We start from the raw sequence: 24,337 nt of genomic DNA on the forward strand, positions 1-24,337 counted from the left end.
CCCGATGGGCTTCGGCCAAATCCTCCGGTCAGGTCTCGATGGCCGTCTTGATCGACCAGCGCGGCCGCGGCACGAGACGCCTGTGGCATTCGAACCGCGCTATGGTGCGCGCATGACGAAGCGATCCCGCACCGAACGGCGCGAAGCGGCCCGCGACGCCGCGAAGTTGGCGAAGGCGCGCATGCGTCTCGCCGCGCTGGAAGCGGGCGGAAGCGCCGAGCGTCCCATCGAGGTCACGAGCGCGTCCATCGTCGAGCCTCATGCCTCGAGCTTGCCTTGTCCGGCGTGTGGCGCGCCCGGTGTGCGCGTCGAGGAGCACGTTGCCGTGACGGTGCCCGGTGACGCGGGAGAGGAGCCGCGACGCCTTCGTGTTGCGCGTGTCGTGTGCCCGCGTTGTGGCACACGTCGCGACGTCTTCTTCCGTATCGGAACCACGCTGCCTAGCTGAGCGCTGCGCCCCGACCTACGGGAAGAACAGCGTTTCGGCTTCGCCGTTCGCGGCGATCTTGGCGTCTACGACGCGCAGCAGCTCCTTGCGTCGCTCGAGCACGGTGCGAAGCACCTTCTGCGAGAGCAGGGGAGCGCCGGGCGTCTCGTCGGCGATCGCGATCGCCAGCGCCCGCTCGTCGAGGTTGCGAACGTGCTCGATGAAGCCGCGTGAGAAGCGATCGACGCTCTCGAGGATGCGCGTGTTGCGCGCGAGTGCATCCTTGGGCGGATTCTCGAAGAACGCGCCGTCGTTGTCGACGAAGAGCAAGAGTCCCTTGCCGCGATCGAAGCCGACGTTCGCGCCGCTCCAGCGATCCCAGTTGCCGGTGAGGTAGTCGAACGCGACCAGCGTGCTGGTCTGCGCGGCGAGATCCCGCGTTGCGAGCGGGGAACCTGCGTCGGCGTCGAACGGCTCGTCAGGGATCGCGTTCCCCTTCGCGAGCCATCCGTGCCAGCGACTCCGAAGTGGTTCGGCCTCGAGGGGAAGGAACTCGAGCTTGTCGATCCAGCCGACGAGGGAGCCCTTCGACTTGCTGTCGCTACCGGTCGCTTCGCTCTTCAGGAGCTCGCCACCGGGGGACGTTTCTCCTCCGAGCGCACCGAGCAGCTCGGCGCGGTCGAACGTGCGCGCGAATGCCGGCGGCACGTTCACGAGGCCGAGCGCGGACGCCAAGCGGTAGGCGGCAATCTCGCCCTTGTAGCGAAGCGGACCGCGACGGGAGGCAGGCTTGAAGACGGCCTTCGCGCCGTTCGTGAGCTCCAGTTTGAAGACGACCGACGTGTGCCCGATCGGCTTGGCGGTGCGCGCCGCTCCCGCGTACTTCGCCGGAAGCTCGCGAATGGCCTCGGGCGCGGACTTCGCTTCGGGCGCCGCCGAGGAAGACCCGGGCGGGGAAGGAGTGCTCGATGGCGCCGCGTCGGGCACGGTTGACGAAGCCACGGCCGCACCACTCGCGTCGGGCGCGGTCGATGTGGGCTCGGCATGCCGCGAGCACGCGGCCAGCGCGAGAGCGCTAAGGAGTCGAAGGGCCCGAGACACGGTCGATGAACGCCTTGATACGAGAGCCAACCAGGTCGGGCTGCTCGATTGGCGCGACGTGGGTTCCCCCCGGAACCATCAAGAGCTCGGCGTTCGGGATCAGTTCCGCCATGTGCTCGGAGAGCGAGGCCGGCGTGAACGTGTCCTTCTCGCCCGCCACGATGAGCACGGGCACGTCGATCTGCGGCAAGTACTTCTCGGCGCTGTGTTCGCCGGCCGCACGCAGCATCCGAAGGAACATCGGGAAGTCCACGTGCGTCATGTGACGCAGGTACGGGAGCATGTCTTCTCTCCGCACGTGGTTCGGATCGACGTCGCGCGCCAGAAGGGCCGCCTTCAGCGCCACTTCCGGAGGAATCCGCGACCAGAGCGCCCGCACGAGGTCGGGCTGCTTGTCGACGATGTCCATCACCTTCGGAAGGATGAGGTCGATGATGGGCATCCCGCGGAAGGACTGGGTGACCTTCCCGAAGCTGCCGCACATGAGCACGAGCCCGCGCACACGTTCGGGGAAGAGCCTCCACGTCTCCAGCGCGACCTGCGTGCCCATCGAGTGACCGATGATGACGCTCGGAGGATCGCCGAGATGGCGTCGCACGCTCATCAAGTCGTGCGCGTGGGCTTCGATGTCGATCCGCGCGGGGTCTACGGGCGCGCCGCTGCGCCCGTGACCGCGGTAATGCCAGTGGGCAACATCGTGACTTTCACCGATGTCGCCCCATAAGTACTTCCAGATGAAACCGTCGCACAGAATGCCGTCGCAAAAGATTGCTCGGACGGCCTGTCCCCCGCCTGTCCCCCCCGAGCAGACGAGCTGTCCTCGCTGGCCGGCGACATGACTCGAAGAAACAGTCGTGTCCCGTCCTCCGCCGTGACGGTTTCATGCGTTTCCCTCGGGTTCGGAGGTACCGAAGGAGGGAAGAGGGACGGAGGACGAGCGCTTTCGGTCATGCGATAGGCCGAGCGAAAGAGCAGTGGTTCGAGCGCGAGTGTTTCAACGCGGGTGATCCAACCGATCTGAGAAGTCAGACGAGCTGGTCCAACGGGACGAAGGGCTCAGCCCTCGTCGTCGTCTTCGCCGCCGTCGACCTCGTTGACGCTCGGGAGCTTCTTGATCTCGAGGCGCGAGATCTTCCAGGCGCGCTGGACGACCCACGACAGCGAGCGGTCGAGGCGAGCGGCCTCTTCCTTGATCTCCTGAAGCATCGACTCGGGGAAGTAGAGACTCTGCTTCCGCTTGTCGGTCTTCGAGCTTTCCGTGCGCAGGTTCGAAATCGAATCCTTGTCGTTAGCCAAGGCGGCCTCCTTCGATAGGGCGGTAAGGGCGGTAAGGGCGGCCAGGCTCCCACTTGTGCTGACTGCGTGCTGACTGCCGCACGCCTGTGAGGATATCAGCCGTATTTGCCCCGTGACCCGACAATGATCCACTTCTCGCGCATTTCCGTAAAGGCTTTTTCGAAGAGCTCCTCCGCGCACACGCACGCGCGACGGGAAAAATAAGGGTGAGGCCCGATGTGGGATAACGCGAGCACCGGCGTCGCATCGGGCTCGACTCCGCCCAAAGCTCACCGCCGCGCTGTAGAGTGGCCACCGTGAGCACCACCTCGACCACTCCCGAACGTCCCGCACGTTCCGCTTCTTCCGACTCGCCGCGTCGCGAGCGCGGGCGCCGGCACGCGCGCCGCCTCCTCCGGTTCCTGGTGCCGACGGTGGCGGCATTCGCCGGAGGCTTGGTGGTCGGTGGCTACCGAGCGGAAGCGACGCCCGAGCAGCAGAATCCCTACCAGGCGGTCTCCCAGCTCGGTCGCGTGCTCGTGCAAGTCGAGAACCACTACGTCGACCCCGTCGAGCGCGGAAAGCTCGTGGAAGGCGCCATCAAAGGGATGGTCGAGAACCTCGACCCGCATTCCTCCTACCTTCCGCCCGACGAGTGGAAGCAGTTCCAGAGTGACACCGAGGGCAAGTTCGGGGGCGTGGGGCTCGAGGTCGACGGACGGGGCGATCGCCTCGTCATCATCGCCCCCATCGAAGGATCACCGGCTGCGCGCGCAGGCCTTCGCAGCGGCGACCAGATCATCGCGATCGACGGCGTCGACGTGATGAGCGAGCCGCTCGATCGCGTTGTCAAGAAGATGCGCGGTGCGCCGGGCACGAAGGTGAAGATCACCGTGCATCGCGAGAGCGGTCGCGGAACGGCCGTGGCGGGGGCACCCGACTCGGGCATCGTTCCCTCGAAGAACGTTGCTGCACCCGACGGCGGAGCGAAGAGCGAGGATGCCGGTGCGGCCGAGCGCACGGGCCAGACGCTGACCTTCGAGCTGGCGCGCGAGATCATCCACGTCTCGAGTGTCACGGCGAAGCTGCTCGAGGGGAACATCGCGTACATCCGCCTGAAGCAGTTCCAGGAGCGCACGCACGACGAGATGATGCAGGCTGCCGCGAAGCTTCGCGAAGGAGCGAAGGGGGGCGCCGTGTCCGGCGTGCTGCTCGATCTGCGCTCGAACCCGGGAGGTCTCGTCGACGAAGCGACCGACATTGCCGACGAGTTCCTCGGCGGAGGTGGCATCTACTCCATGCGCCACCGCGGAGAGATCATCGAGGACCTCAAGGCGACTCCGGGCGGAGCGTTCTCGAACGTGCCCGTCGTGGCGCTCGTCAACGAGTGGAGCGCGAGCGCCAGCGAGCTCCTGGTCGGGGCGCTCCAGGACAACAAGCGCGCGACCGTCGTGGGCGTGAACACGTTCGGCAAAGGCAGCGTGCAGTCGATCGTTCCGCTGCCCAACGGCGCAGGGCTCAAGCTCACGACCGCGCGGTATTACACGCCAAGTGGCCACGCGATCCAGGCCGACGGCATCCATCCCGACGTCGTCGTCGAAGTCGGCTCACGGAACGCCCCCGAGCTGCACGTCCTGCGGGAGCGGGACCTCCCCGGTCACCTCGCCGCCGAGGGACCTCAGGGCGGCGCTCCCACGCGCGATGCAGGGGCCATCGTCGTCGACGGCGGCGTGGCCGAGAACGCCGACCTCGGCAACGGCATCCTGGCGCGTGACATACCCACCGATCCGTCGTCGTCGTCCGACCCGGTGCTGCGCGCCGGCTACCAGATTCTCCGCGGTCAGTTCGAGAAGCGCTGAGCGCGCGCGGGGAGCCTGACGAAGGCCGTCACGCTCATTGAAGTGTTCATGTAAGATGGCGCAACCCGTGGACGATCGTGCATCCAGGCGGGCGGCTTTGCTCGCATCGATGGCGCTGCTCGCGTTCAGCGCGCTCACGGCGCTCGCGATCGTGAGCTGGCTCCATCGTGGACCGGCCGTCTGGACGTGGAAGGGCGTCCTCGCGGCGGGCTGTGCGGTTCTTGCCGTGACGACGAGTGCGCTCGTTTGGAGGCTGCCTTCGCGGACGCACGCCGTCATCGGTATCGCCATCATGCTGGCGTCGCTCGCGCGCGTCGGTGCACCCAGCGAGTGGACGTGGGTGAGCTTCGCGCTCGTGGCGGTGACGTTCGTGTTGCTAATGCCGCTCGTGCACGCCGCCATCGTCTTGCGCGACGACGAATGAGCACGCGATGAGTGGCGACCAGCGCGCGTCGACCAGCGGTGGGTGAGGGCGGCGGCGCCTATCCGCGGATGCGAATTGCGTAGGTCAGCTTCGCGACGCTCTTCAGGACGTTCGGCACGCGCTTGAAGAGGTTGATCGACGGCGGGCGCTTCTCGATGACGCGCACCGGAACTTCCTTCGTGCGCACGCCGCCGCGGTCCGCGCGGATGACGAACTCGCTGGCAAAGACGTCCTTGTCGACCAGACACGCGCGAACCACGTCGAGCAGGGCATCGCGACGGAAGGCCTTGAGGCCGTGCGTGTCCGTCCCGCGGAAGCCGAGCAGCAAGCGCAACATCGTCGAATACGCGATGCTCGCCGCGTGACGAATCACCGGACGGTCGTCCTCGGCGCCCTCGGCCAGCTTCGAGCCGATGACGAGGTCGGCTTCGCCGGTCTCGAGGATCTCGACGGCGCGGCGGTGGAAGTCGGCGTCGCAGAGGTCGATCTCGTCGCAGATGACGAGGTCACCGCGCGCGAGCAGGATGCCCTGCTTCATGGCCTTGCCGTAGTTCGGCTCGCCCATGCTGATGATCTTCACCTGGCCGCTCTCGGCGTTTCCGTACTTGGTCGCGAGCTCCTGCCCGATTTCGACCGTGCGATCCTTCGAGCCGTTCTCGGCGAGGATGATCTCGTACTTCCATCCCATTGGAGCGAGGCGCTCACGAAGGTCCACGATGGCGGCGTGGAGGATCGCCTCCTCGTTGTAGACGGGGATGACGATGGAGATGTGCGGGTCGCCGCCGTTGTTGTGAGCCATGAGTCGGGGGATCGAGAGGGTCGAAAGACGCGAAAGACGCGAAAGACGCGAACGAAATTAACTCGAACAGTGTGAGCGGGAGGCGTGTTTCGTAAGGTCGCGCCGTACCTTCGAGCGGCCACTCTTAGTACGTTCGGCACGTAGCCGCCAAGTCGACTCGCTCCCTCGCCTACAAACCGGGCTCGTAGTAGGGTCCGACCCCATGACCCACGCCATGGACCGGAGCTCCTCCGGGTCGTCCGCCGTCTGTCACCGCGTTCTCCCCGGTTCTCGTGCTCGCGCATCCCGTGGCAAGCGCTCGTGGGGGACCGTGGCCGCGGTCGTGCTCGCATTCGCGGGTGTCGTCGCCTGCAACAAAGACGAGGCCAAGCCCATCCCTCAAGAGGAAAAGAAGGCTTCGCCGGTCCCTTCGGACATGGTCTTCAACGACTTCGTCCCGCAGGGCGGCGGCGGCGGCAATCTTGCCGTGCGCGTCGATGGTGGTGCGCTCGAGGCGGGCGTGGGTGAGGCTGCGGGCGACGCCAGCTCGGCGGGTGGCGGCGCAGAGACTGCGACCGCGGCGGCCAAGCCGAACGTGACCGACCCCGGCGCCGAGCCGCGCGCGGTTCGAAAGTACGCGTTCGCGGCCAACAAGCCGGAAAAGCGCGTGCTGACGATCCGTCAGACCATCTCGCAGGGCCCGCAGCAGCAGCAGGCGCCTTCGATCCAGCTCACCGTCGAGTTCACGGCCAAAGAGGTCAAGCCGACCGGGGCGCGCTTCGAAGTGAAGCTCCTCAAGGTCGATCTCGCCGACAAAGCCGACCCCCAGCTCGCCCAGATGGTGCAGCAGCAGTTCGGGCAGTTCGCCGGACTGACGGGCACCTTCCAGATTTCCCCCTTCGGGGAAGTGGGGGAGGTCTCGATGGCGGGCAGCGAGAAAATGCAGCGTGAAGGAGCGGCCGAGATCCTCGGCATGTTCCAGCAGGTCGTCGAGCTCGCGGTGCCGCCGCTCCCTGAAGCGCCGATTGGCGTCGGCGCGAAGTGGGAGCACGCCGAGCACGGCGCCGAGGGCGGAGAGAACGCGGCCCGCAAGCTCGAGCTCAAAGAGCTCACGCCGGAAGGCGGCACGATCACGGCCTCGCTGGAGATGAAGGTGCCGAAGCGCGCCATTCCCGACCCGCGTGCGAAGGGCGCGACGGTCGAAATCAACGCGAGCGGCAACTACACGTACGCGTTCCGCTTCGATCGCATCGCGACCAAGGTGACCGGCGATCAGGTGCAAAAGCAGTCGATCGAGGTGCCGACCTCGCCCGATCCGAAGGCTCCGAAGCAGACGATCGTCAAGGAAGCGAAGAGCAAGTACACGATGGAAGCGCCAGGCTCGGAGCCCAAGAAGTGACGTCTGGACGCATCCCGTCCGTTGACAGCTGGCGCTCGCCGTACGAGGAAAGGTTTTTGACGGAGGACGTGCGATGGCCGAAGGCTTGAACAAGGTGATGTTGCTCGGGAACCTTGGGGCGGATCCGGAGCTGAAGATGACGGCGGGCGGACAGGCCGTCCTCAAGCTGCGCCTCGCGACGACGGAGACGTACCTCGACCGGAACAACTCCCGTCAGGAACGCACCGAGTGGCACTCGGTCACGCTCTGGGGCAAGCGCGGCGAAGCGCTCGCGAAGTTCCTCTCGAAGGGCGAGCGTATCTTCGTCGAGGGATCGCTCCGCACCTCGAGCTACGAGAAGGACGGCGAGAAGCGCTACCGCACCGAAATCAACGCCACGAACGTCATCCTCGCCGGTCGCGCAGGTCGCGGCGCGGGCGATGAGATGGGTGGGGGCGGTGGTGGAGGCGGCGGCTTTGGCGGGGGCGGGGGCGGCGGAGGCGGCGGAGGCGGCGGCGGCTTCGAGCGTCGCGCTCCCTCGCGCTCCGGAGGCGGAGGCGGCGGTGGCTTCGAAGGTGGCGGCCGCGGCGCGCCTGCCTCGGCGCCCCCTGCGGATGACTTTGGCGACTACCCCGGCGGTGACGACGAGATTCCGTTCTGAGTCGTTGTCGTTACGGTCGCTCTTTCGCGACCCGTTTCGTGAGCTTGGGGCCTGCTGTGCTTGCAGGCCCTGACTCCTTCCGCTAAGAACGGCGACCCCTCCTATCAGTCCTACTTCCGGACTGCTTCGACGGAGGATTGAGGAGAAGTCATGAAGGAAGGCATTCACCCGGATTACCCGGCGTCGACCGTCAACTGCGCCTGCGGCAACTCGTTCGTCACCAAGTCCACGCGCGGCGACATGCAGGTCGACGTTTGTGCGGCTTGCCACCCGTTCTACACGGGCACCCAGAAGCTCATCGACGCGGCGGGCCGCGTTGACCGCTTCCGCAAGCGTTACGAGACCGCGAAGAAGCCTGCTGCTGCCAAGGCGGCTGAGCCGAAGGCGGAGTAGCGTCCTTCGGGGACGTGCGTAAAGTTGAAGCAGCATGTCTGAAGCGCTTCCGTCCGCTAGTTCCCCGAAGAGCAACTCGAGTGTGCCTGCCCGTCCTTATATCGGCGGGCAGGCCGTGCTCGAGGGCGTGATGATGCGCTCGCCCACGTCCTTCGCGGTCGTGGTGCGACGTCGTGACGGCTCTCTGCACGTGCGTGAGAAAGGGATGCCCGACGGTCGCACGGGCGCGGCGAAGTTGCCGCTCGTCCGCGGTGTCGCGTCCCTCGTCGAGAGCCTCAAGCTCGGAGGTGAAGCCCTTCGCTTCTCTGCCGAGCAGATGGAGCGCGATTTCGACGAGCAAGAGAAAGAAGAGGCCGCCAAGGCAAGCAGCGCGGCCAAGAAGACTGGCATCGGCGCAGGCGCCCTGCGGATGCTTCAGGCGATCGCGTACACGCTCTTCTTGCTGATCTCCGCGGATGACGGAGGCGAGCCAGCGGGCTCGAGCGGAGAGGTGATCGAGCCGGTCGCTTCGCCCAACGACGCGCAGCCCGAGAAGGAGAAGGCCTCGAAGGGCCCCATGGGCCTGATGCTCGTCGTGATGGTCGTCTTCCTCATCGCCCTGCCGCAGGCCGCGGCTGCGGGGATGAACAAGCTTTTGAAGTTTGGTCTCGAGGTCCAGTCGCCCGGTTTCCAGGCCATGACGGGCGCCTTCAAGCTGACCATCGTGATCGGCTATCTGTTCGTCATTCGTCGGTTTTTGCCCGACATCCGGCGCGTGTTCCAGTACCACGGCGCCGAGCACAAGACGATCAGCACCTACGAAGCCAACGAGCCGCTCACGGTGGCGAACGCGCGTGCGAAGACCACGCTCCATCCGCGCTGCGGAACGACGTTCCTCGTCATGGTGGCGCTCGTGTCGATCCTCGTCTTCACGGCGGTCGGTGGCTTCTTGCCGAAGATTCAGACTGGCAAGGTCCTGCTCGACAACGTGATCTTCTTCGCCGAGAAGCTTCCGTTCTTGCCGCTCATCGCGGCGGTGACGTTCGAGATCCAGCGGGTGTTCGCGCGCTACTGCACAACGGGGCCGCTCCGCGTGCTGCTTTGGCCGGGTTTCCTCTGCCAGAAGATCACGACGATCGAGCCCGACGACGAACAGCTCGAAGTCGCGCTCGCTTCGCTCCGCGTCACGCTCTTCCGCGAGGAAGGCATCGAGAAGTCGGTCGTGCCGGCGGTGACGGCCGCGGGGCAGGCACCCGCTCCGGCGGACGTGCGCTACCGCAGCTTCGACGTGCTCATGAAGTCAGCGCGTCTGCGTCGCGCCGCCTGACTCACGAACAGCGCGGACTCGTGACTTGCGCGAACTGGCGCTTTTCCAGCGCCGCGCGCAGCGCCTGCGACGTCGAGCCGTGGTAGGCTCGGCGTTCGGATGCTTCCCATCGACAAGCTCGAGCAGCTCTCCCGTCGCTACGTGGAGCTCGACGATCTGCTCTGTCAGCCAGAGATCCTCTCGGACCGCAATCAGCTCTCCAAGCTGAACAAGGAGAGGACCGAGCTCGAGCCGCTCGTTCAGGCCTTCTCGGAGTACCGCACGGTCGAGAAGAAGCTCAAAGACGACGAGGAGGCGCTCGCCGATCCGGACCTGCGCGAGCTTGCCGAGCTCGAGATCCCGGAGCTCCAGACGCAGCGTGCGGATCTCGAAAAGCAGATCCAGTTCCTGCTGCTGCCGGCCGATCCGAACGACAAGAAGAACGTCATTCTCGAAATCCGCGGTGGTGAAGGCGGCGAGGAAGCGGCGCTCTTCGCGGCCGACCTGTTCCGCATGTACGCGCGCTTCGCGGAGACCAGGGGCTGGACGCTCGAGCCCATGTCGATCAGCGAGAGCACGACGGGCGGCTTCAAGGAAATCATCGCCCTCATCAGTGGCAAAGACGTCTACTCGCAGATGCGCTTCGAAGGCGGCGTGCATCGCGTGCAGCGCGTGCCGGCCACCGAGACGCAGGGGCGCATCCACACGTCGACGGCCACCGTCGCGATCCTCCCCGAAGCCGACGACGTCGACGTGCACATCGACGACAAGGATCTCGAGATCTCCATCGCGGCGAGCGGTGGTCCCGGTGGTCAGGGCGTCAACACGACGAACAGCGCCGTGCAGATCCAGCACAAGCCGACGGGCATCATCGTCAAGTGCCAGGACGAGCGCTCGCAGTTGAAGAACAAGGCGAAGGCCTTGAAGGTCCTCAAGAGCCGCCTGCTCGACATCGAGCGTGAGAAGCAGGAAGCGGCGCTCTCCGCCGAGCGTCGTGGCATGGTCGGTACGGGCGAGCGCAGTCAGAAGATCCGCACGTACAACTACCCGCAGAATCGCGTCAGCGATCACCGCATCAAGCTCACGCTGAACAAGCTCGAACGCATCATCTCGGGCGACCTCGAAGAGCTCATCACGGCGCTCCGTACGCATCGGCAGGCGGCGCTCCTCAACATCGCGAACGGCGGCAACGGGGCCTTCTCCTTCAACGACGGAGACGACGACGCGTGAACCTTGGCCCTCGAAAACTCGAGGCCTTGACCGTCGCCATGGCGATTGCGCCTGGCGTGTATGCGCGTAACCGGATGTTCGAATTCTTCAACAAGGCGGGCGTCTCGCGTGCGAAGTCGCGCGCGGCCACGCTGCGCGGGATCGTGCGCCATCTCGGCCGCGCCCGCGCCGTGACGGTCGCCATCGACGACGCCGTGGCGGGGACGCCCGCCGGCGCGGAGTTCGTGCTCCGCTACCAGATCCCCGCGATTCGGCTCGCGCGCGTCGTGGAGCTGTCGCGGCTCGAGCTCGCGACGTTGCGCCTCCTGGCAGCGCGGGCCGGCGCGTCGTGCCTTCCGCCCGACGAGGCCGACCGGGCCCTCGTCGACGCGGCGCTGGCGCAGCTGCTCGTCTCGGGCGAGGGGGATGTGGCGCGTGTGACCAAGGAGCTCGGCGAGGCGCCTACGAGGACGCGCGCGCCGAGCATCCCGCCGCCGGGCGGCGAATAAAGCTCAGCCGGGCGGCCAGGCGAGGTCGCGGCCGCCGAGGATGTGCACGTGGATGTGGTGCACCGTCTGGCCGGCGGCGTCGCCGTCGTTCACGACGAGGCGGTAGCCGTTCGCCTCGAGGCCTTCCTGGTGGGCCACCTTGCGGGCCGCCACGAAGAGCTGGCCGATCGTCTGCTCGTCCTCGTGTGAGAGCGCGCGGACGCCCGGGATGTGCTTGCGGGGCACGATGAGCACGTGGGTCGGAGCGACGGGGCGAATGTCTCGGAATGCGACGGTGTTCTCGTCCTCGTAGACGACCGTGGCCGGAACCTTCTTCTCGACGATGTTGCAGAACAGGCAGCCCATGGGTCCGGAAGGGTAACCCGCCCGCGCGAGAACGAGTGCACAAACCGCCCATCAGCGCCCATGCCGCACCGCCGACGGCGAGGTCCGACCCACATTGCGCTCTCGGGGCCCAAGCCCGACCGACATTGAGGTCTCGCGTCTCGGGCGACAGAACCGACCGACAGTGAAGTCTTCGCGGCCATAATTGACCGACGGTGAGGGTCCTAAGCGGCCCCGACCGACCAGACTCGACCGACAGTGAGGTCCCTGCGGCCAGAACTGACCGACAGTGAGGTCTCGAGCGGACCGACAGTGAGGTCTCGAGCGAGCGGACCGACAGTGAGGTCTCGAGCGAGCGGACCGACAGTGAGGTCTCGAGCTGACCGACAGTGAGGTCTCGAGCGAGCTGACCGACAGTGAGGTCTCGAGCGGACCCGACCGACATTGGGGCGCTCAGAAGGTTGCGTGATGCTTCGAGATCTTCCTCCGAAGGACGAGCGAGCGAGCGCAGCGAGCGAAGCGAGAGAAGAACGACACAACGAGAAAGACCCGCGTTCCTTGTGGGAAGCGCGGGTCTCACTCGACGTCGCGGCGCGGATGTCTGTTCGAAATCCGTCCGTGACGATGTCAGCTCACTTCTTGGCGGGGTCGGCCGGCTTCGGGGCGTCGCCCGGCTTGGCCGCGTCGGTCGCCGCGGGCGCCGTGGGGGCGCTCTTGTCGGTCGCCGCCTTGGTGGGGTCGCTGGCGGTCGTCGTGGTCGCCGGATCCGTCGGCGGCTTCACGTCGCTGCCACCACACGCCACTGCCATCGCCGCAAGGGCGCCGAGAACGATCAGCTTCTTCATGGTCATTGCCTCCAAGGCCGACTTTTTCGACTGTCGACCCGGTATTCGTCAAGAAAAACCACATGGCTCTCGCAGGAAACTCGCACCCATGGAGACCCCCGATGGGCCGCGCTGACATGTATCTTCGTTCGTGAAATCAAACGGATAGGGTGGTTTTAAGGCGCACCTTCATTGTGGGTCGACGGGGGTGGCAAGTGCGTTTGCCGATCGCGTGTCTTCGGGGCGGACGCGGTGCAGCATTGAGGTACGATTTGTCTCGCCGATGATGATGAATCGTCTCGCACGTCGAGCGTCCATCGGGATTAACGGCTGGCTCTTACGGTGAATCCCAAACCTTCGAACTCTCAGTATCCGTCGCGCCCGTCTCATCTGCCGGTGCGACCTTCGCGTGGCCATCGCCATCTGCGTTGGGTGCTGCTCGCGAAAGCTGGCGCGGGGGTGCTCCTTGCGATGGGCTTTATGGGCATCACCCTCCTTCGTGCGAAGGGCGTCGAGCCGTTCGAGTTGTCGAGCACGGTACGTCGCGTCGAGGATCCGCGGTTCGAGTGGCGCACCGTCGACAAGAAGCATTGGCAAGCGGTCGCTCCGTTCGGGCTCGAGCCGTTCGTTGCCGAGTCGGTCGTCGTCACCGACGCGCGTGAGGCCAACGGAGCGGGGTGCGCGCCGGGCATGGTTCGCATCAAGGGCGCGTTCCGTGTCGGCGAGGTGGAACGCATCCAGGACGGTGCGTGCTCCGACTGGATCAGCAAAGACTTCCCCGCGCGCTGCCGCACGTTCGACAAGGAAAAGATCGCGAGCGGCGTTTCGAAGCTTCCCACGCGTGGCCTCGATTTCTGCATGGATCGCTTCGAGTTCCCGAACGTCGCCGGCGAGAACCCGCTCGTCGTCGTGACGTTCCACGAGGCCGAAGCGATGTGCAAGAAGACGAGCAAGCGTCTCTGCACGGAAGACGAGTGGACGTTCGCGTGCGAGGGCGAAGACGCGAAGCCCTATCCCTACGGCTTCGACCGCGACGCGAGCGCGTGCGTCGTCGACCGCGCATGGAGGCCATTCGGGGAGAACGCATTCGCGATTCGTGACGGCCTCGCGGCGCGTGAAGAGGTCGATCGCCTTTGGCAAGGCGAGCCCTCGGGATCGCGTGGTGGATGCAAGAGCTCGTTCGGCGTCTATGACATGACAGGCAACGTCGACGAGTGGACGCGAACCGTTCGCTCCACGGGCTATTCGTCGATTCTCAAGGGCGGCTACTGGGGCCCTGTTCGCGCTCGATGCCGGCCGTCGACCCGCGCCCACAACGAAGAGTTCGTCGCCTACCAGCAGGGGTTTCGCTGTTGTTCGGAGTCGAACACGTCGGTTGCCCCGCCGACGCCACCGCCGGTGTCGCGCCCGCTCACGCCGCTCGCCGCGGCGGATGCCGGAGTCCCGGCCGGCGGTTCAGGCAAGACGGCCGACCTCTCGCCGACGTGGCCTGACGACCATGGCAGCGACGACGGCAGTGACGACGAGATTCGGGCCATCGCGCGTGCAAGGGCCGGAGCTTTGCGATGCTCGACGGGGCTTCTCGGGGATGGCGTTGCGAGTGGCGCGGGTTGGATCGCGATCGCGCTCGGTTTGGCGGCGGCACGTCGTGCGCGTCGAACGTCAGGTTCGAGGCACTGAACCGCTCGCCGGGGCCCGGCCTCCTTCAGCGCGCTTGCGTGCGTCAGCCTGACGGGCAGCGTCTTCCGCCGCGCGTGTCGCGGCACGGACGAACCGCTGGACACTGAGAAGTCGCTCGCGAACGCCGTCCTCACGAACCGCGATCTCCGCCATCGCCCGCTCCGCGCAACTTCGGAGAACGGCGGCTGCCTGCGCCTGCAGGAGCGCACTCGCGATGCGCACGAGGCTCCGCGCGACGTCGACCCGTCCGGAGACGTGCTGGACGATCGCGAGCGCTTCGCGATCGGCATCGGCGGGGCGCGGTCGCGGTGCGCTCGAGGTCGACGAGGACGCAGCCGCGGAGGGGCGCGGCAAAGGGCGCGAGGGACGCGACGACGGCTCGTTCGAAGAGGACATACTCGCAGCTCAAGCACGGTGCATGCCCCTCCTTGCCGCTCGCGCAACACCGCATCGGGCGAGGGCTTTCCGGCGACGCCGACCGCGAGGCGTCGCCGTTCGGTGTGACGGTTCGCGACGTGACGTGGCCCGCGGAGGAACCTCGCTGTTCCGACCGAAGATACGGGCGTGGAGGCGCGTGCTTTGCAGCTGGCCATGGCGATGCGTGGCCCCGCGATGTGCCGGATCCTCGTCGTCGCCGTCCTGGCGATCGCGGCTGCGGGATGCCACAAGCGGGTAGGCCATGGGCGTCCGGACGGCGCGGCAAGACGCGCCCAACTCGACGGGATCCCCGAGCTCGAGCGTGCCGAGCGTCGCGTCCTCGAAGAGACGAGCGTGGACGCACTGCCCTCCGAGCCCGACCCCAGCGCGCCCGAACCGGAGCCCGACGCGGGCAGCCCCAACGGGCTCTGGCGCGACCGCAACCAGTTCCGACGACTGCTCGGCAAGGAGATCAACTGGATCGACCGCTACATGGGCGATCTGCGCACGGACGCGGAGGCTCTCCATGGCGTCGAGCGGGACGAAAAGCTCCACGACGTCGACGTCGCTCGCGAATGGCAGGGGCGCCTGCGTGGCGATCTCGAAGCCATCGGTCGCGTGAGCAGCAAGGTCTGGCCGGCCCTCAAAGAGCAGATCGAGCGAGACCTCGAGGAGGACCATCCCCCCTCGATTCCGCGCTCGTACGAGAAGGCTTACGGCATCTGAGGCGCCGTCAGCGCACGTCGAAGACGACGTTGTCGACGTGGTTCGCGAACGCCGGGTGCGTGCCGCCGGGCGCATACGTGATGCCGAACATGCCCGTCATCTGACCGTTCGCCATGGGCGGTGTCAGTGCAACGGAGCTGGCCCAGGGCGCGCCGTTGAACGTGGTGTCGACGACGGCCTTACCCGCTTCTGTGATGGTGAGCTTGAGCCCGAGTGTGAACCACTGGCCGATCGGCACACTCGTCGCCGGCGTGAAGGGCTGCGAGTACTTGTTGGCGGTCACGTCGTACTGGAAGACGAAGAGGCGTTTCGCGCTCCCGGCCGCTCCGACGCCGACCTGCCACTGCTTGCCGTCCTTCGCGACGTTCACTTTGAGGAATTGCTGATCGCTGAAGGTGCCGTCGGTCGCGAGGTCGAGCCGAACGTCGACCGTGACCTCCGCGATGACAGCGTCGACCTTGGGGGCCGTGTAACCGACGTACGTCTCGACCTGGCCGGCGTCGACCAGTGCGTCGGCCGACGCCGCGAGCGAGAAGCGAGGGGAGCTCGAGGTGATGTCGTCGCGCCGGATCTTGCCGTGCGTTTCGACGATCGAACCGAAAGGCAGAACCTCGCTCTCGTCGAAGTCCTCGCAGAATCCCGCGTCGCCTCGGTGTGTCGCACACCACGAGGGAGCGTCCGCGTCGCTGGCGCCAGTCTCGTTGGCTGCGTCGGCCGTCGTGGCATCGGCCTGGCTCGGCTCTGCGGCATCGGATTCGTCGAGAGGCGACTCCGTCACCGGCGTCGTGAGGCCGTCGAGGGACGTGAAGAGGCTGCAAGCAGAGACGAAAACGACGATGAAGGGGAGGGCAACTCCCACGAACGTACGAGCCGACTGCACGGTCGGTACGTTACCAGAACCGTGGAATGCCCCGCATCACCTCGTGCTCGACGACCTCAGGCCTGCGCGCTTTCGCAGAGCTGCGATGAGCCTCCCTGGCCGGATTCGAAGACTCGGACGGTGGACGCGCGCTCCACGGGACGCAACGTTCTGCAACGTCCGCCCTCGTTCGAACGAGTCGAGCTGGGGGAATGAGAACACTGCTTCAGGCAAACCATGACAGAGCGCCTCTAGCGCTATCGTGGTTCGGGGGATGGGATGCGGAAATCCTTTACGTTCAGAATGTCGCCCTCGAGCGTGTCGTTCGCGATCGCGCTTGGCGTCCACCTTCTGATCCTCGGCGCGTTGCTCGCGCTGGCACCGAAGCCCTACCGCCCCGTTGCAGCGGTGACGCCCGAGGTTCCACCCTCGCCGGAGCCGGTCATCGAACTCATCGAGGTCCCGCCAGCGCAACCCGAGGTCCCGGGGCGCGAAGAGGTAGCGTCGGTCGGTCCCGCTCGCGAACTGAGTCCTTCGACGCACGCACCCGCTCCGAGCACGAGGCCGACGGAAGGCGAGGCGCGAGCGTCAGAGCCCACCACCGAGACTCCGGCGCCTGTCGGATCAGGCGTGACCTTCGGTGGGCCCTCGCTCGGCCTGAACGCATCGGGGGCAGGCAATCCGTTCCTTCGACCTGGGGCGGTCGAGGCGCCTCACGACGACGGGCGACCGACGCGCGAGTGGACGATCGAAGACGGAAAGCGTCGCGTCGAGCAGTCGCTGCGTGACGCGGTTGCCGAGCGCGACACCGCGATCGGACTCGGACCCGAAGGACCTGCCGTCAATGCGCTCTCCGAAGCGACGCGCGAGTCGGCGACGCCGGTGAAGTCGAAGGCCGTGTTCGTGATCACCGCCAACGCGGAGGGCGTCGTGCTCGACGTGCGCCTCGGGTCGAGCGGCAGCGATGCGCGATGGGCGCCGGTTCGCGCGCTCGCCGCTGAAAAGCTGCGAGATAAGCGTCTGGCGATGCGCGGCGCAAAGGGCGTCGAGCTTCGCATCGAGGTGTCCTCGGACGTCACGCTGCCGAGCGGAAGTGCGCCGGGAACGATCGTCTCGAAGGGGGACCTTTCGCCTGTTCCCGTGCAAACGCCCGCCATCGCCAATCCTCGCGGCGGAACGGAAGGCGACGTGTGGATGACGTACGAGGTCGGCAAGTTCGACATCGCCGACCTCGGGGCAACCCCGCAGCGAACCGTGCACACGCGCGTGCTCGGCGTGCGTCGGTTCTGAGAATCAGACGTCGAGGGGCAGCGGCATATGCATCTCGTGTACGCGCGCGCGATGGGCGAGGAGCGCGGGCGTGATCGCGTTGCCGGTGTCGCCTCGCAGCCACTCGAAGGTCTGGCGAAGCGGCGGGAGCATCGCGCAATCCTTCTCGGGGAGAGGCGCAATGACCGCCATCGCACTCGCCGCGTAGATGTCGAGCGCAGTGAACGTGTCACCGAGGAGCCACGGCTTTCCCGAGCGCAGCAGCCCGTCCAGCACGGCGAGCCCTTCGTGGAAGCGTGCCCGTGCGCGCGGCCCACAGCCCTCTGCCCAGCCGTAGCGCGGCGCGAGGTACTTCGACGCGACGAGCGGGAAGCCTTTCTCACCGCTGCTCGCTAGCCCCGCATCGATCGCGTACTGACGCATCGACCACAGGAGCCCGCCCTCGCCCATGAGCTCGTGGCCGTAGCCGAACATGCGCGCGCGCGCCTCGGGATGGCTCGGGACGAGCGGCATCTCGGGGGCGAGGCGCTCTCCGAGCTCGAGGATCTCGGCCCAGCCGCTTCGTACGGGCTCGGCGTCGTAGAGGGCAGCGGGCGCGTTGTACGTTCCCGTCCACGCGCAGATCTCCGTTCCGGGCGCGCGGTAGCGCACCGCCACGAACGGGACCTTCTTCACTTGGAAGATCGCTTTGGCCGCCACGGACCATGGACTGGGAAATCCGCCGGCCACGACGAGCCGAAGTCCACTTGCAGCCTTGGCGGTTTCGAGATCGACGAATTGCATACGCTCGATCTAGCGCCGCTTGCGTCGAGCTCGCGAGCAACTTCGTGGCGAGACTCACGCTTCGCGGTGCGAAGAGCGCTACGCCGGAATGCTCTCGGCGAGCAACGCGAGCCCCATCGATGCCTGGCCGAACGCTGTTTGGGGGTCGAGCTCGCGTGCGCGCATCGCGGCGTAGACGTCGGTGAGAGTCGGTGCGTCGGAACGCTCTTTCGCAGGACGTACGTTCAGATCGTCGACGAGACCGAGGAAGGTGAACCCGGTGAGCAGGCCAACCAACGTGCGGAGCGCACGGAAGCTCGCTCGAGACTTCTCATCGAGCGGCGCGCCGTCATGAAGAGCAGCGAGATCGAGCGCTGCGCCGTCTTCGAGTCGCAGGAACAGCGCGAGCGTGGCGAGGTCGTAGTAGGGGTGTCCGAGCGCCGCGACGTCCCAGTCTATGAGCCATGTCTGCGTTCCGTCCCACATGACGTTCGTGGGATTGACGTCGTTGTGGCTCACGACGGAGCGCGGATCGGCGTCGAGCGTCTTGCCGATGGCGTCGAACGTTGGCGCGAGCGACGCCGCCCATCCTGGGAACCCCGGTCGACCACGCGCCGCCTCCCAAGCCTTGCGCGCGTACGCGAGCGGTGAGCTCGCTTCGATGCCGGTCGCATCGAGAGAATGCAACGTGCGCAAACGGTCGACGATGGACGCGAAGAGTCGCTCCCGCTGAGTCGGATTGCCCAGTGCGGCGCCCATCGGCATGCCGCTCACGCGCTGCGAGACGACGGCCCGCGCGCCTTCGTCGACGTGAACCACCTCCGGTGCAACGCCCGCTTCCGCTGCGCGTCGCTGCACGCGTAGGTGCTGCAAGAACGCAGACTCGTTCAGCTCGGGCGACTGGATGCGAAGGATGTACTCGCCACGCGACGCGTGCACGGCCCAGACGCCCGCACCCGAGAGACCGATGTTGATGGGCTCGAGCTGGTCGACGACACCGACGCGATCTTCGGGCAGAAGGGCCAGCAGATCGGCGCGGGAGCGAGTAGGGGGCGTCATGCGCGAGTCCTACCCATCGCGCCTCTCCGCGGCAATGGCCATCGTTGCGTGGCGTGGACCGCGACGGGGTGCCCCCTTCTCGCCGCACGATTGACACGCCCCTGACGACTGCCGACTAATGGCGGTCGATGTCTCCTCGAGTCGTTGCGGCCTCGTTCGTGCTTCTCGCGCTCTCGGTGACGTCGCTCGCCAGCGCGCAGACGGTGCCCTCCGAACCGCCTCCACCGGAGGCGCAAACCGTCGAGCCTCTTCCTCCTCCGGCCACAGCCGCGGAGCCTGCACCGCTTCCACCGGCGCCGGTCGTTGCGACCCCGTCGGGCGACGCAGGAGCGATTCCTACGGACGACGGCGCATTCGCGAGGCGCATGCTCCGCGTCATCGGCGAGGACGCGCGCACGGTTCGGCTCGCGACGGGCGGCGGACTCGTTCTCACCGGTGTGGGGTCGATCGCTGCCGGTGTTCTCGCGGACGCGTCGTATCACCAGTCGTACGGCCAGGTGCTCTGGATTGGTGGCATTGCCGTCGCGACGAGCGGACTCGTGAGCCTCTTTTCGTCGACTCCCACGGAGGTCTTCGCTCGGAATGCGAGCACGCTCTCGCCGCGCGAGCTCGAGGCACGCTGGGCTGCCATGGCGGAACGATCGCGCACCGCACGAAAAGTCGGTGGCGTGGCGAGCGTCATCGTCGGCGGTATCGCGGCGGGGACAGGCGCGGCACTCGCTTCGGGCGCCGGCAATCTCGAGAACGACTCGAAGCAAGCGTGGTCCGTGGCCCTCATCGCCGGCGGCGCAGCGATGCTCGGCGGCGGTCTCGCGGCGTTTCTCGTCGAATCGCCGCTCGAGCACGGTTATCGGGCGGCTTATGGTACGGCAGCGGCGTCGCCCGACGTCGCGGTGTCGGTTGCTCCCACGACGCGTGGCGCTGCCGCCTCTCTCCAGATGCGATTCTGAGCTGCGTTCGATTCGCCCCGCCGGCCGTTTGCACGGTACCATCGCGTGGCGATGCGATTCCTGGCTTGTTGCGTGGGGCTTTCGGCATTCCTCGTTTTCATTCCCTCGATCGCCGCGGCGGGAACGCTGACGGTCGGCCCCGGGAAGATGCACGCCGCTCCGTGCGCAGCGATTGCGGCAGCAGCACCGGGCGACGTCATCGAGATCGACGCCGCGGGCACCTACCAAGGGGACGTCTGCTCCTGGTCGACGGACGGACTGACGCTTCGCGGAGTGAACGGGCGGCCGAAGATCGACGCCGCCGGCAAGAACGCCGCGGGCAAGGGCGTCTACGTCGTCGCAGCCGATCACGTCACGTTCGAGAACCTGGAGATCTACGGCGCGAAGGTCCCCGACAACAACGGCGCCGGCATCCGCCATCAAGGAAAGGACCTCGTCGTCCGAGGCGTCTACTTCCACGACAACGAGAACGGCATTCTCGGATCCCCCGCGAAGGACGGGGAGGGCAGCGTCCTCATCGAGCAGAGCGAGTTCGCACAGAACGGCTTCGGTGACGGGTACTCCCACAATCTCTATCTCGGCGCCTACGGCTCGGTGACCATGCAGAGCTCGTATTCGCACGGTGCGAAGGTGGGCCACCTCCTCAAGTCGCGCGCTCGCATCAATCGCATCCTCTACAATCGACTCACCGACGAAGCTGGTTCGACGGCGAGCTACGAGCTCGACTTCCCGAACGGCGGCCTCACGTACGTCATCGGCAACCTGATCGAACAGAGTGCGGAAACGGAGAACCCCACGGTCCTCGCGTATGGCGAAGAGGGAACCTCGAATGCCGACCAGCACCTGTTCTTCGTGCACAACACCGTCGTCAACGATCGAGCCAACGGCGGCACGATCGTCAACATCGCCAATGGGGTGACGGAGCCTGCGCTCGTCGCGAACAACGTGCTCCTCGGTCAAGCGACCGTGTCGACGCAGGCGAGCTCGAAGCTCCAGGGCAACTGCGTCGACACCGTGGCCAACGCAAAGCTCGTGGACGCCGCGAGCTTCGACTACCACCTCGGGGCGGGATCGCCCTGCATCGATCACGGCGTCGATCTGGCCAATCCCGACCTTCTGCCGACCCAGCAGTACGAGCACCCGACGCACACCGTCGCGCGCGCCGCGGTCGGCCCGATCGATCCCGGGGCCTACGAGTTCGGCAACGCTCCGCCCGACGCAGGCGGTGGCACATCGCCTCCCGATGGTGGAGGATCCACGGGTGGGTCACCCGAGGCAGGGCCCCCCGACGGCCAGACCGACAGCGCGACCGCGTCGAGCGGAGATTCCGATAGCGGATGTGGTTGTCGCACGGTGCCGAACGCTGGTTCGCGCACGAGGCTCGGAGGCATGCTCCTCCTCGCGGCCGTCGCGACCCTCGCCAGCGTGCGAGCGCGAGCTCGTCGTAAGCTCTAGGCGCTCGCGCACGAGGCCTCGCGCCTCCGGAGCGACGAGAGGCGCGATGACCTTGGCAGCTGCGCTTTCGAGTCTTACCGACGAAGGCCATGCGAAGGACGGTGGCACCGCTGGCGCATACGGCTCGTGAGCTCGGACGGCTGGTCTTCGTTTGGGGAGCGCGCATGCTCTACGTCGGCCCCCTCGTTGCCGCGAGCCGGCACGCGCATCACGCCGCTCAGATCCTCGTCGCGCCGGGCGGGGTGGAGGTCGAGGATGGTGTCGGCGGACGCATTCGCGCCCGGGCAGCCGTCATTCCCCCGCGGGTGACCCATGGACACGGCGCCTGCACCCACGGTGCTATCCTGTTCCTCGACGGAGACGACGCGTCGAGCCGGGAGCTCGCTCGCCATGCCGAGCCTCGGTGCGAGACCTGGCGACGGGACACGCTCGACGTGACCGTTCCTCGCGATCCCACGCCCGAGCAGGCGCGCGCCCTCATCCGATCCATCCTCTCCGCCGTGGCGCTCCGCCAGCCACCGAAGCCGCGCCATCCGGCGACGCGCCGAATGACGGCCTATCTCGATGGCTCCGACCACGCCGACCTCGCGAGCCTGTCCCACGCCGCAGGGCTCTCGCCGCGGCAGATGCGCCACGCTTTTGCGCGTGACGTCGGGCTCCCGATGCGCGCCTATCTTCGGTGGAAGCGTTTGCGGCGCGCCCTCGCCGCCGTGGAGCAGGGCGCGAGTCTGAGCGTCGCCGCGGCCTCCGCCGGTTTCGCGGACAGCGCCCACCTGAGCCGCGTCTTCCGAGAGCAGTTCGGCATGACGCCCACGCAGGGCCTCCGCTCGGTCAGGTGGCTGACGCTCGAGTGACGTCGCGGCGCTCCCCGATGGCATCTCTTCGCCATCGTCTGCTGGCCACAAAACGAAAAAGGCCCCGAAACTCGGGGCCACTCAGAGGTGCGGATCGGATTCGAACCGACGTATAACGGTTTTGCAAACCGTTGCCTAACCACTTGGCTACCGCACCAGGCAGATGCATCGATACCGGGCCTTGAGCGCGCGGTCAACCACGTGTGCGCGAAACGTCGAGAAAATTTGCCGATGGCGCCGGGCGACTCGGCGTGCTCGCGGTGGGGGGACGTGTGCGGGTCGGGCGAGGAGAAGGGACTTCGCGTCCCAACGGCTAGGCTTCCGGATGCCACCTCAGTAGAATTGACGCGTGGGCGTTTTGTCGGAGGACTCGTCGAGCGAGATCCGCGTCGATGTCGACGATGCCGACGACACGACGTCCGCTCAGCTTGGTCCGCCGGTCCTGAGTGACGACGAGGAGCTCGAGGAGACCGCGACCGCCACGAAACGGCCTGCGATCGCGAACGCGTTACCCAAGCTCGGCGATACCGAGGACGACGTCACGGCGACGGCTCCGCGCGGGAATCTGCCTCCGTCGTTTCTCTTCGTGCCGCCCGCGCGCGTCGAGATCCGAGATGCGCCGCAACGTGAGGAAGAGCTTCTCGACGAGACCGAGGTGAAGACGGTTCCGGGCGAGATCTCGGCCATTCTCGCGGCCGCCGCGCGAGCACCGGCTCCAAAGCCTGCCGCGGGCAGTCGCCCGCAACCGTCGCCACCGCCCGATCCGCTCCCCGCGGATCAAGAGCCGGACAGCATTACAGCGATGGCGCCGAAACGTTCCGAGGCGATCGCGGCGCTCATGGCCGGAGCCATCGAAGACGACACTGCGAGTGCGATTCGCGAGGCACGCACGACGGTCGGAGGGCGGCCTCATCCCGCGCAGAAGGCGGCGTCGAACGCGCCCGATGCTTACGACGCAGAAGAGAGCATCACCACGCGCGGACCGCCGGTCGACCTCGACGACGACAGCATCACGTCGCTCGGTCCGCCTCTCGCTCGGAACAACCCGCCTCTCGCGGGCCGCATTTCGCCGCTCGATCGTGCCATCGCCTTGCCCGAGAGCGAGCGGCCTGCGCGTATGCCGGGAACCGAAGACGACAGTGTCGTGACCGCCGAAGCTCCGGCGCCGCTCACGAACATGCTGCGTGTGATCGCTTCCGACCGAATCTCGAAGGGAGACGAGGAGGAAGAGATCAGCCGAACGTCTGTCATGTCGGACGCACCGTTTCGGCGCGTCCTCGATGCGAGCGCCAGTGCGTCCGTCGCCGCCGTCGCTCCTCATCCGCATCACGTCATCGGAGGCGGCGCCTCGATGGGCGGGCTCGCCGTGGCGGCGACCCTCCATGCGGGCTTGCCGGCCTCCGACAGTGGGCTGCGCGTCGCGCAGAGCCCGCAAAGTGGAAGCGGTGAGCGGAACCTCGCGGGAAGCCTTGCCTCGAGCGCCGCGGCAGCGATTCCGCGCGACGCTCCCTCCGGTTCGCCGTCTGACTCGTTCTCGGGCTCAGGGGCGCGCGAGCCGAGCCTCCACGACGTGGATTTCCGTGGTCCTCGCTACGGCCTCATCGTCGCCGTGGTCGCGAGCGTGTCGGTGCTCGTGCCGGTGACTCTCTTCTTCATGCTGCACAGTTCGCCGGAAGACACGCCGGACGTGCGCCGAGCGGTGGCCACGCAGCCCGCGGCCGATCTCGTCAAACGCGACGAAGGCGTGCGCGGGCGAGACCGGAGCAAAGCCTCACCGTCGGCTTCACCCTCGGCGTCGCCCCCGCCGTCGCCCCCGCCGTCGACGGGGGCACATCGCCGCTTTCCGTTCCGTCGCTGAG

At 67.0% G+C, this 24,337-nt stretch carries 26 protein-coding genes and 1 tRNA gene; 16 read left to right on the plus strand and 11 right to left on the minus strand.

The window, feature by feature from the left end:
- Window positions 1-112 precede the first annotated feature (112 nt).
- Window positions 113-448: a hypothetical protein gene (locus AKJ09_RS34440; RefSeq protein ID WP_146652089.1), complete on the plus strand. Its 336-nt coding sequence runs from the start codon at window positions 113-115 to the stop codon at window positions 446-448.
- Between the two features lie 15 nt (window positions 449-463).
- Here the strand turns inward: AKJ09_RS34440 and AKJ09_RS34445 are convergent, their stop codons facing one another.
- From AKJ09_RS34445 to AKJ09_RS55150, 3 genes are all read right to left on the minus strand, one after another.
- Window positions 464-1,429 (minus strand): hypothetical protein, encoded by a 966-nt coding sequence (locus AKJ09_RS34445; RefSeq protein WP_146652090.1) that lies wholly within the window; start codon window positions 1,427-1,429, stop codon window positions 464-466.
- Between the two features lie 73 nt (window positions 1,430-1,502).
- Window positions 1,503-2,297: an alpha/beta fold hydrolase gene (locus tag AKJ09_RS34450; RefSeq protein ID WP_146652091.1), complete on the minus strand. Its 795-nt coding sequence runs from the start codon at window positions 2,295-2,297 to the stop codon at window positions 1,503-1,505.
- 287 nt (window positions 2,298-2,584) lie between these two features.
- Complete coding sequence (locus tag AKJ09_RS55150; RefSeq protein WP_240488685.1) at window positions 2,585-2,824, minus strand: TIGR04563 family protein; 240 nt, start codon at window positions 2,822-2,824, stop codon at window positions 2,585-2,587.
- 296 nt (window positions 2,825-3,120) lie between these two features.
- Between AKJ09_RS55150 and AKJ09_RS34460 the strand changes: the two genes are divergently transcribed.
- Both AKJ09_RS34460 and AKJ09_RS34465 read left to right on the plus strand, forming a co-directional pair.
- Window positions 3,121-4,662 carry a S41 family peptidase gene (locus AKJ09_RS34460; RefSeq protein ID WP_146652092.1) on the plus strand — a complete coding sequence of 514 codons (1,542 nt, stop codon included), beginning with the start codon at window positions 3,121-3,123 and terminating at the stop codon, window positions 4,660-4,662.
- 67 nt (window positions 4,663-4,729) lie between these two features.
- Window positions 4,730-5,086, plus strand: a complete 357-nt coding sequence (locus tag AKJ09_RS34465) for a hypothetical protein (protein ID WP_146652093.1) — start codon at window positions 4,730-4,732, stop codon at window positions 5,084-5,086.
- 58 nt (window positions 5,087-5,144) lie between these two features.
- Here AKJ09_RS34465 and AKJ09_RS34470 read toward each other — a convergent pair whose 3' ends face one another.
- A complete protein-coding gene (locus AKJ09_RS34470; RefSeq protein WP_146652094.1) occupies window positions 5,145-5,885 on the minus strand; it encodes a glycosyltransferase family 2 protein in 741 nt (246 codons plus the stop codon).
- A 202-nt stretch (window positions 5,886-6,087) separates the two neighbouring features.
- On the opposite strand from AKJ09_RS34470, the gene AKJ09_RS34475 reads away from it, so the two are divergent.
- From AKJ09_RS34475 to AKJ09_RS34500, 6 genes are all read left to right on the plus strand, one after another.
- Window positions 6,088-7,263, plus strand: coding sequence for a hypothetical protein (locus AKJ09_RS34475; protein ID WP_146652095.1), 1,176 nt, complete (start codon window positions 6,088-6,090; stop codon window positions 7,261-7,263).
- A gap of 73 nt (window positions 7,264-7,336) precedes the next feature.
- Window positions 7,337-7,903 (plus strand): single-stranded DNA-binding protein, encoded by a 567-nt coding sequence (locus AKJ09_RS34480; protein ID WP_146652096.1) that lies wholly within the window; start codon window positions 7,337-7,339, stop codon window positions 7,901-7,903.
- Window positions 7,904-8,053: 150 nt separating this feature from the next.
- Window positions 8,054-8,296, plus strand: a complete 243-nt coding sequence (gene rpmE / locus AKJ09_RS34485) for a 50S ribosomal protein L31 (protein WP_146652097.1) — start codon at window positions 8,054-8,056, stop codon at window positions 8,294-8,296.
- Between the two features lie 34 nt (window positions 8,297-8,330).
- Window positions 8,331-9,602: a DUF1385 domain-containing protein gene (locus AKJ09_RS34490; protein ID WP_146652098.1), complete on the plus strand. Its 1,272-nt coding sequence runs from the start codon at window positions 8,331-8,333 to the stop codon at window positions 9,600-9,602.
- Between the two features lie 99 nt (window positions 9,603-9,701).
- On the plus strand, window positions 9,702-10,811 hold the full coding sequence (gene prfA, locus AKJ09_RS34495; protein ID WP_146652099.1) for a peptide chain release factor 1: 1,110 nt from the start codon (window positions 9,702-9,704) through the stop codon (window positions 10,809-10,811).
- A gap of 26 nt (window positions 10,812-10,837) precedes the next feature.
- A complete protein-coding gene (locus AKJ09_RS34500) occupies window positions 10,838-11,299 on the plus strand; it encodes a hypothetical protein (protein ID WP_146652100.1) in 462 nt (153 codons plus the stop codon).
- Window positions 11,300-11,302: 3 nt separating this feature from the next.
- Here AKJ09_RS34500 and AKJ09_RS34505 read toward each other — a convergent pair whose 3' ends face one another.
- Window positions 11,303-11,644 (minus strand): histidine triad nucleotide-binding protein, encoded by a 342-nt coding sequence (locus AKJ09_RS34505; RefSeq protein WP_146652101.1) that lies wholly within the window; start codon window positions 11,642-11,644, stop codon window positions 11,303-11,305.
- A gap of 611 nt (window positions 11,645-12,255) precedes the next feature.
- Complete coding sequence (locus AKJ09_RS34510) at window positions 12,256-12,468, minus strand: hypothetical protein (protein ID WP_146652102.1); 213 nt, start codon at window positions 12,466-12,468, stop codon at window positions 12,256-12,258.
- 450 nt (window positions 12,469-12,918) lie between these two features.
- Between AKJ09_RS34510 and AKJ09_RS34515 the strand changes: the two genes are divergently transcribed.
- On the plus strand, window positions 12,919-14,127 hold the full coding sequence (locus tag AKJ09_RS34515) for a formylglycine-generating enzyme family protein (protein WP_146652103.1): 1,209 nt from the start codon (window positions 12,919-12,921) through the stop codon (window positions 14,125-14,127).
- Here AKJ09_RS34515 and AKJ09_RS34520 read toward each other — a convergent pair.
- A complete protein-coding gene (locus tag AKJ09_RS34520) occupies window positions 14,110-14,523 on the minus strand; it encodes a hypothetical protein (protein WP_146652104.1) in 414 nt (137 codons plus the stop codon). The two genes, AKJ09_RS34515 and AKJ09_RS34520, sit on opposite strands and share 18 nt — an antisense overlap.
- Window positions 14,524-14,691: 168 nt before the next feature.
- Here AKJ09_RS34520 and AKJ09_RS34525 point away from each other — a divergent pair, with 168 nt between their 5' ends.
- A complete protein-coding gene (locus AKJ09_RS34525; protein ID WP_169928107.1) occupies window positions 14,692-15,270 on the plus strand; it encodes a hypothetical protein in 579 nt (192 codons plus the stop codon).
- Window positions 15,271-15,277: 7 nt separating this feature from the next.
- On the opposite strand, the gene AKJ09_RS34530 is transcribed toward AKJ09_RS34525, so the two are convergent.
- Complete coding sequence (locus AKJ09_RS34530) at window positions 15,278-16,150, minus strand: hypothetical protein (RefSeq protein ID WP_146652106.1); 873 nt, start codon at window positions 16,148-16,150, stop codon at window positions 15,278-15,280.
- 282 nt (window positions 16,151-16,432) lie between these two features.
- Between AKJ09_RS34530 and AKJ09_RS34535 the strand changes: the two genes are divergently transcribed.
- On the plus strand, window positions 16,433-17,419 hold the full coding sequence (locus AKJ09_RS34535) for a hypothetical protein (protein WP_146652107.1): 987 nt from the start codon (window positions 16,433-16,435) through the stop codon (window positions 17,417-17,419).
- Window positions 17,420-17,422: 3 nt separating this feature from the next.
- Here the strand turns inward: AKJ09_RS34535 and AKJ09_RS34540 are convergent, their stop codons facing one another.
- Complete coding sequence (locus tag AKJ09_RS34540; RefSeq protein WP_146652108.1) at window positions 17,423-18,181, minus strand: glutathione S-transferase C-terminal domain-containing protein; 759 nt, start codon at window positions 18,179-18,181, stop codon at window positions 17,423-17,425.
- 78 nt (window positions 18,182-18,259) lie between these two features.
- The gene (locus AKJ09_RS34545) at window positions 18,260-19,219 is read right to left on the minus strand and encodes a phosphotransferase family protein (protein ID WP_146652109.1); all 960 of its coding nucleotides are present in this window, start codon (window positions 19,217-19,219) and stop codon (window positions 18,260-18,262) included.
- A gap of 128 nt (window positions 19,220-19,347) precedes the next feature.
- Here AKJ09_RS34545 and AKJ09_RS34555 point away from each other — a divergent pair, with 128 nt between their 5' ends.
- The 3 genes from AKJ09_RS34555 to AKJ09_RS34565 all read left to right on the plus strand — a co-directional run bounded on the left by AKJ09_RS34555 (window position 19,348) and on the right by AKJ09_RS34565 (window position 22,478).
- Window positions 19,348-20,169 (plus strand): hypothetical protein, encoded by an 822-nt coding sequence (locus AKJ09_RS34555; protein WP_169928108.1) that lies wholly within the window; start codon window positions 19,348-19,350, stop codon window positions 20,167-20,169.
- Between the two features lie 45 nt (window positions 20,170-20,214).
- Complete coding sequence (locus AKJ09_RS34560) at window positions 20,215-21,624, plus strand: right-handed parallel beta-helix repeat-containing protein (protein ID WP_146652112.1); 1,410 nt, start codon at window positions 20,215-20,217, stop codon at window positions 21,622-21,624.
- A gap of 89 nt (window positions 21,625-21,713) precedes the next feature.
- The gene (locus AKJ09_RS34565; RefSeq protein WP_146652113.1) at window positions 21,714-22,478 is read left to right on the plus strand and encodes a helix-turn-helix domain-containing protein; all 765 of its coding nucleotides are present in this window, start codon (window positions 21,714-21,716) and stop codon (window positions 22,476-22,478) included.
- 85 nt (window positions 22,479-22,563) lie between these two features.
- Here the strand turns inward: AKJ09_RS34565 and AKJ09_RS34570 are convergent.
- A tRNA-Cys gene (locus tag AKJ09_RS34570) sits at window positions 22,564-22,635 on the minus strand.
- Window positions 22,636-22,827: 192 nt separating this feature from the next.
- On the opposite strand from AKJ09_RS34570, the gene AKJ09_RS34575 reads away from it, so the two are divergent.
- Window positions 22,828-24,336 carry a hypothetical protein gene (locus tag AKJ09_RS34575; RefSeq protein WP_146652114.1) on the plus strand — a complete coding sequence of 503 codons (1,509 nt, stop codon included), beginning with the start codon at window positions 22,828-22,830 and terminating at the stop codon, window positions 24,334-24,336.
- The last annotated feature ends 1 nt before the right edge of the window (window position 24,337 follow it).

This window comes from Labilithrix luteola, from assembly GCF_001263205.1.
Taxonomy (GTDB): domain Bacteria; phylum Myxococcota_A; class Polyangia; order Polyangiales; family Polyangiaceae; genus Labilithrix; species Labilithrix luteola.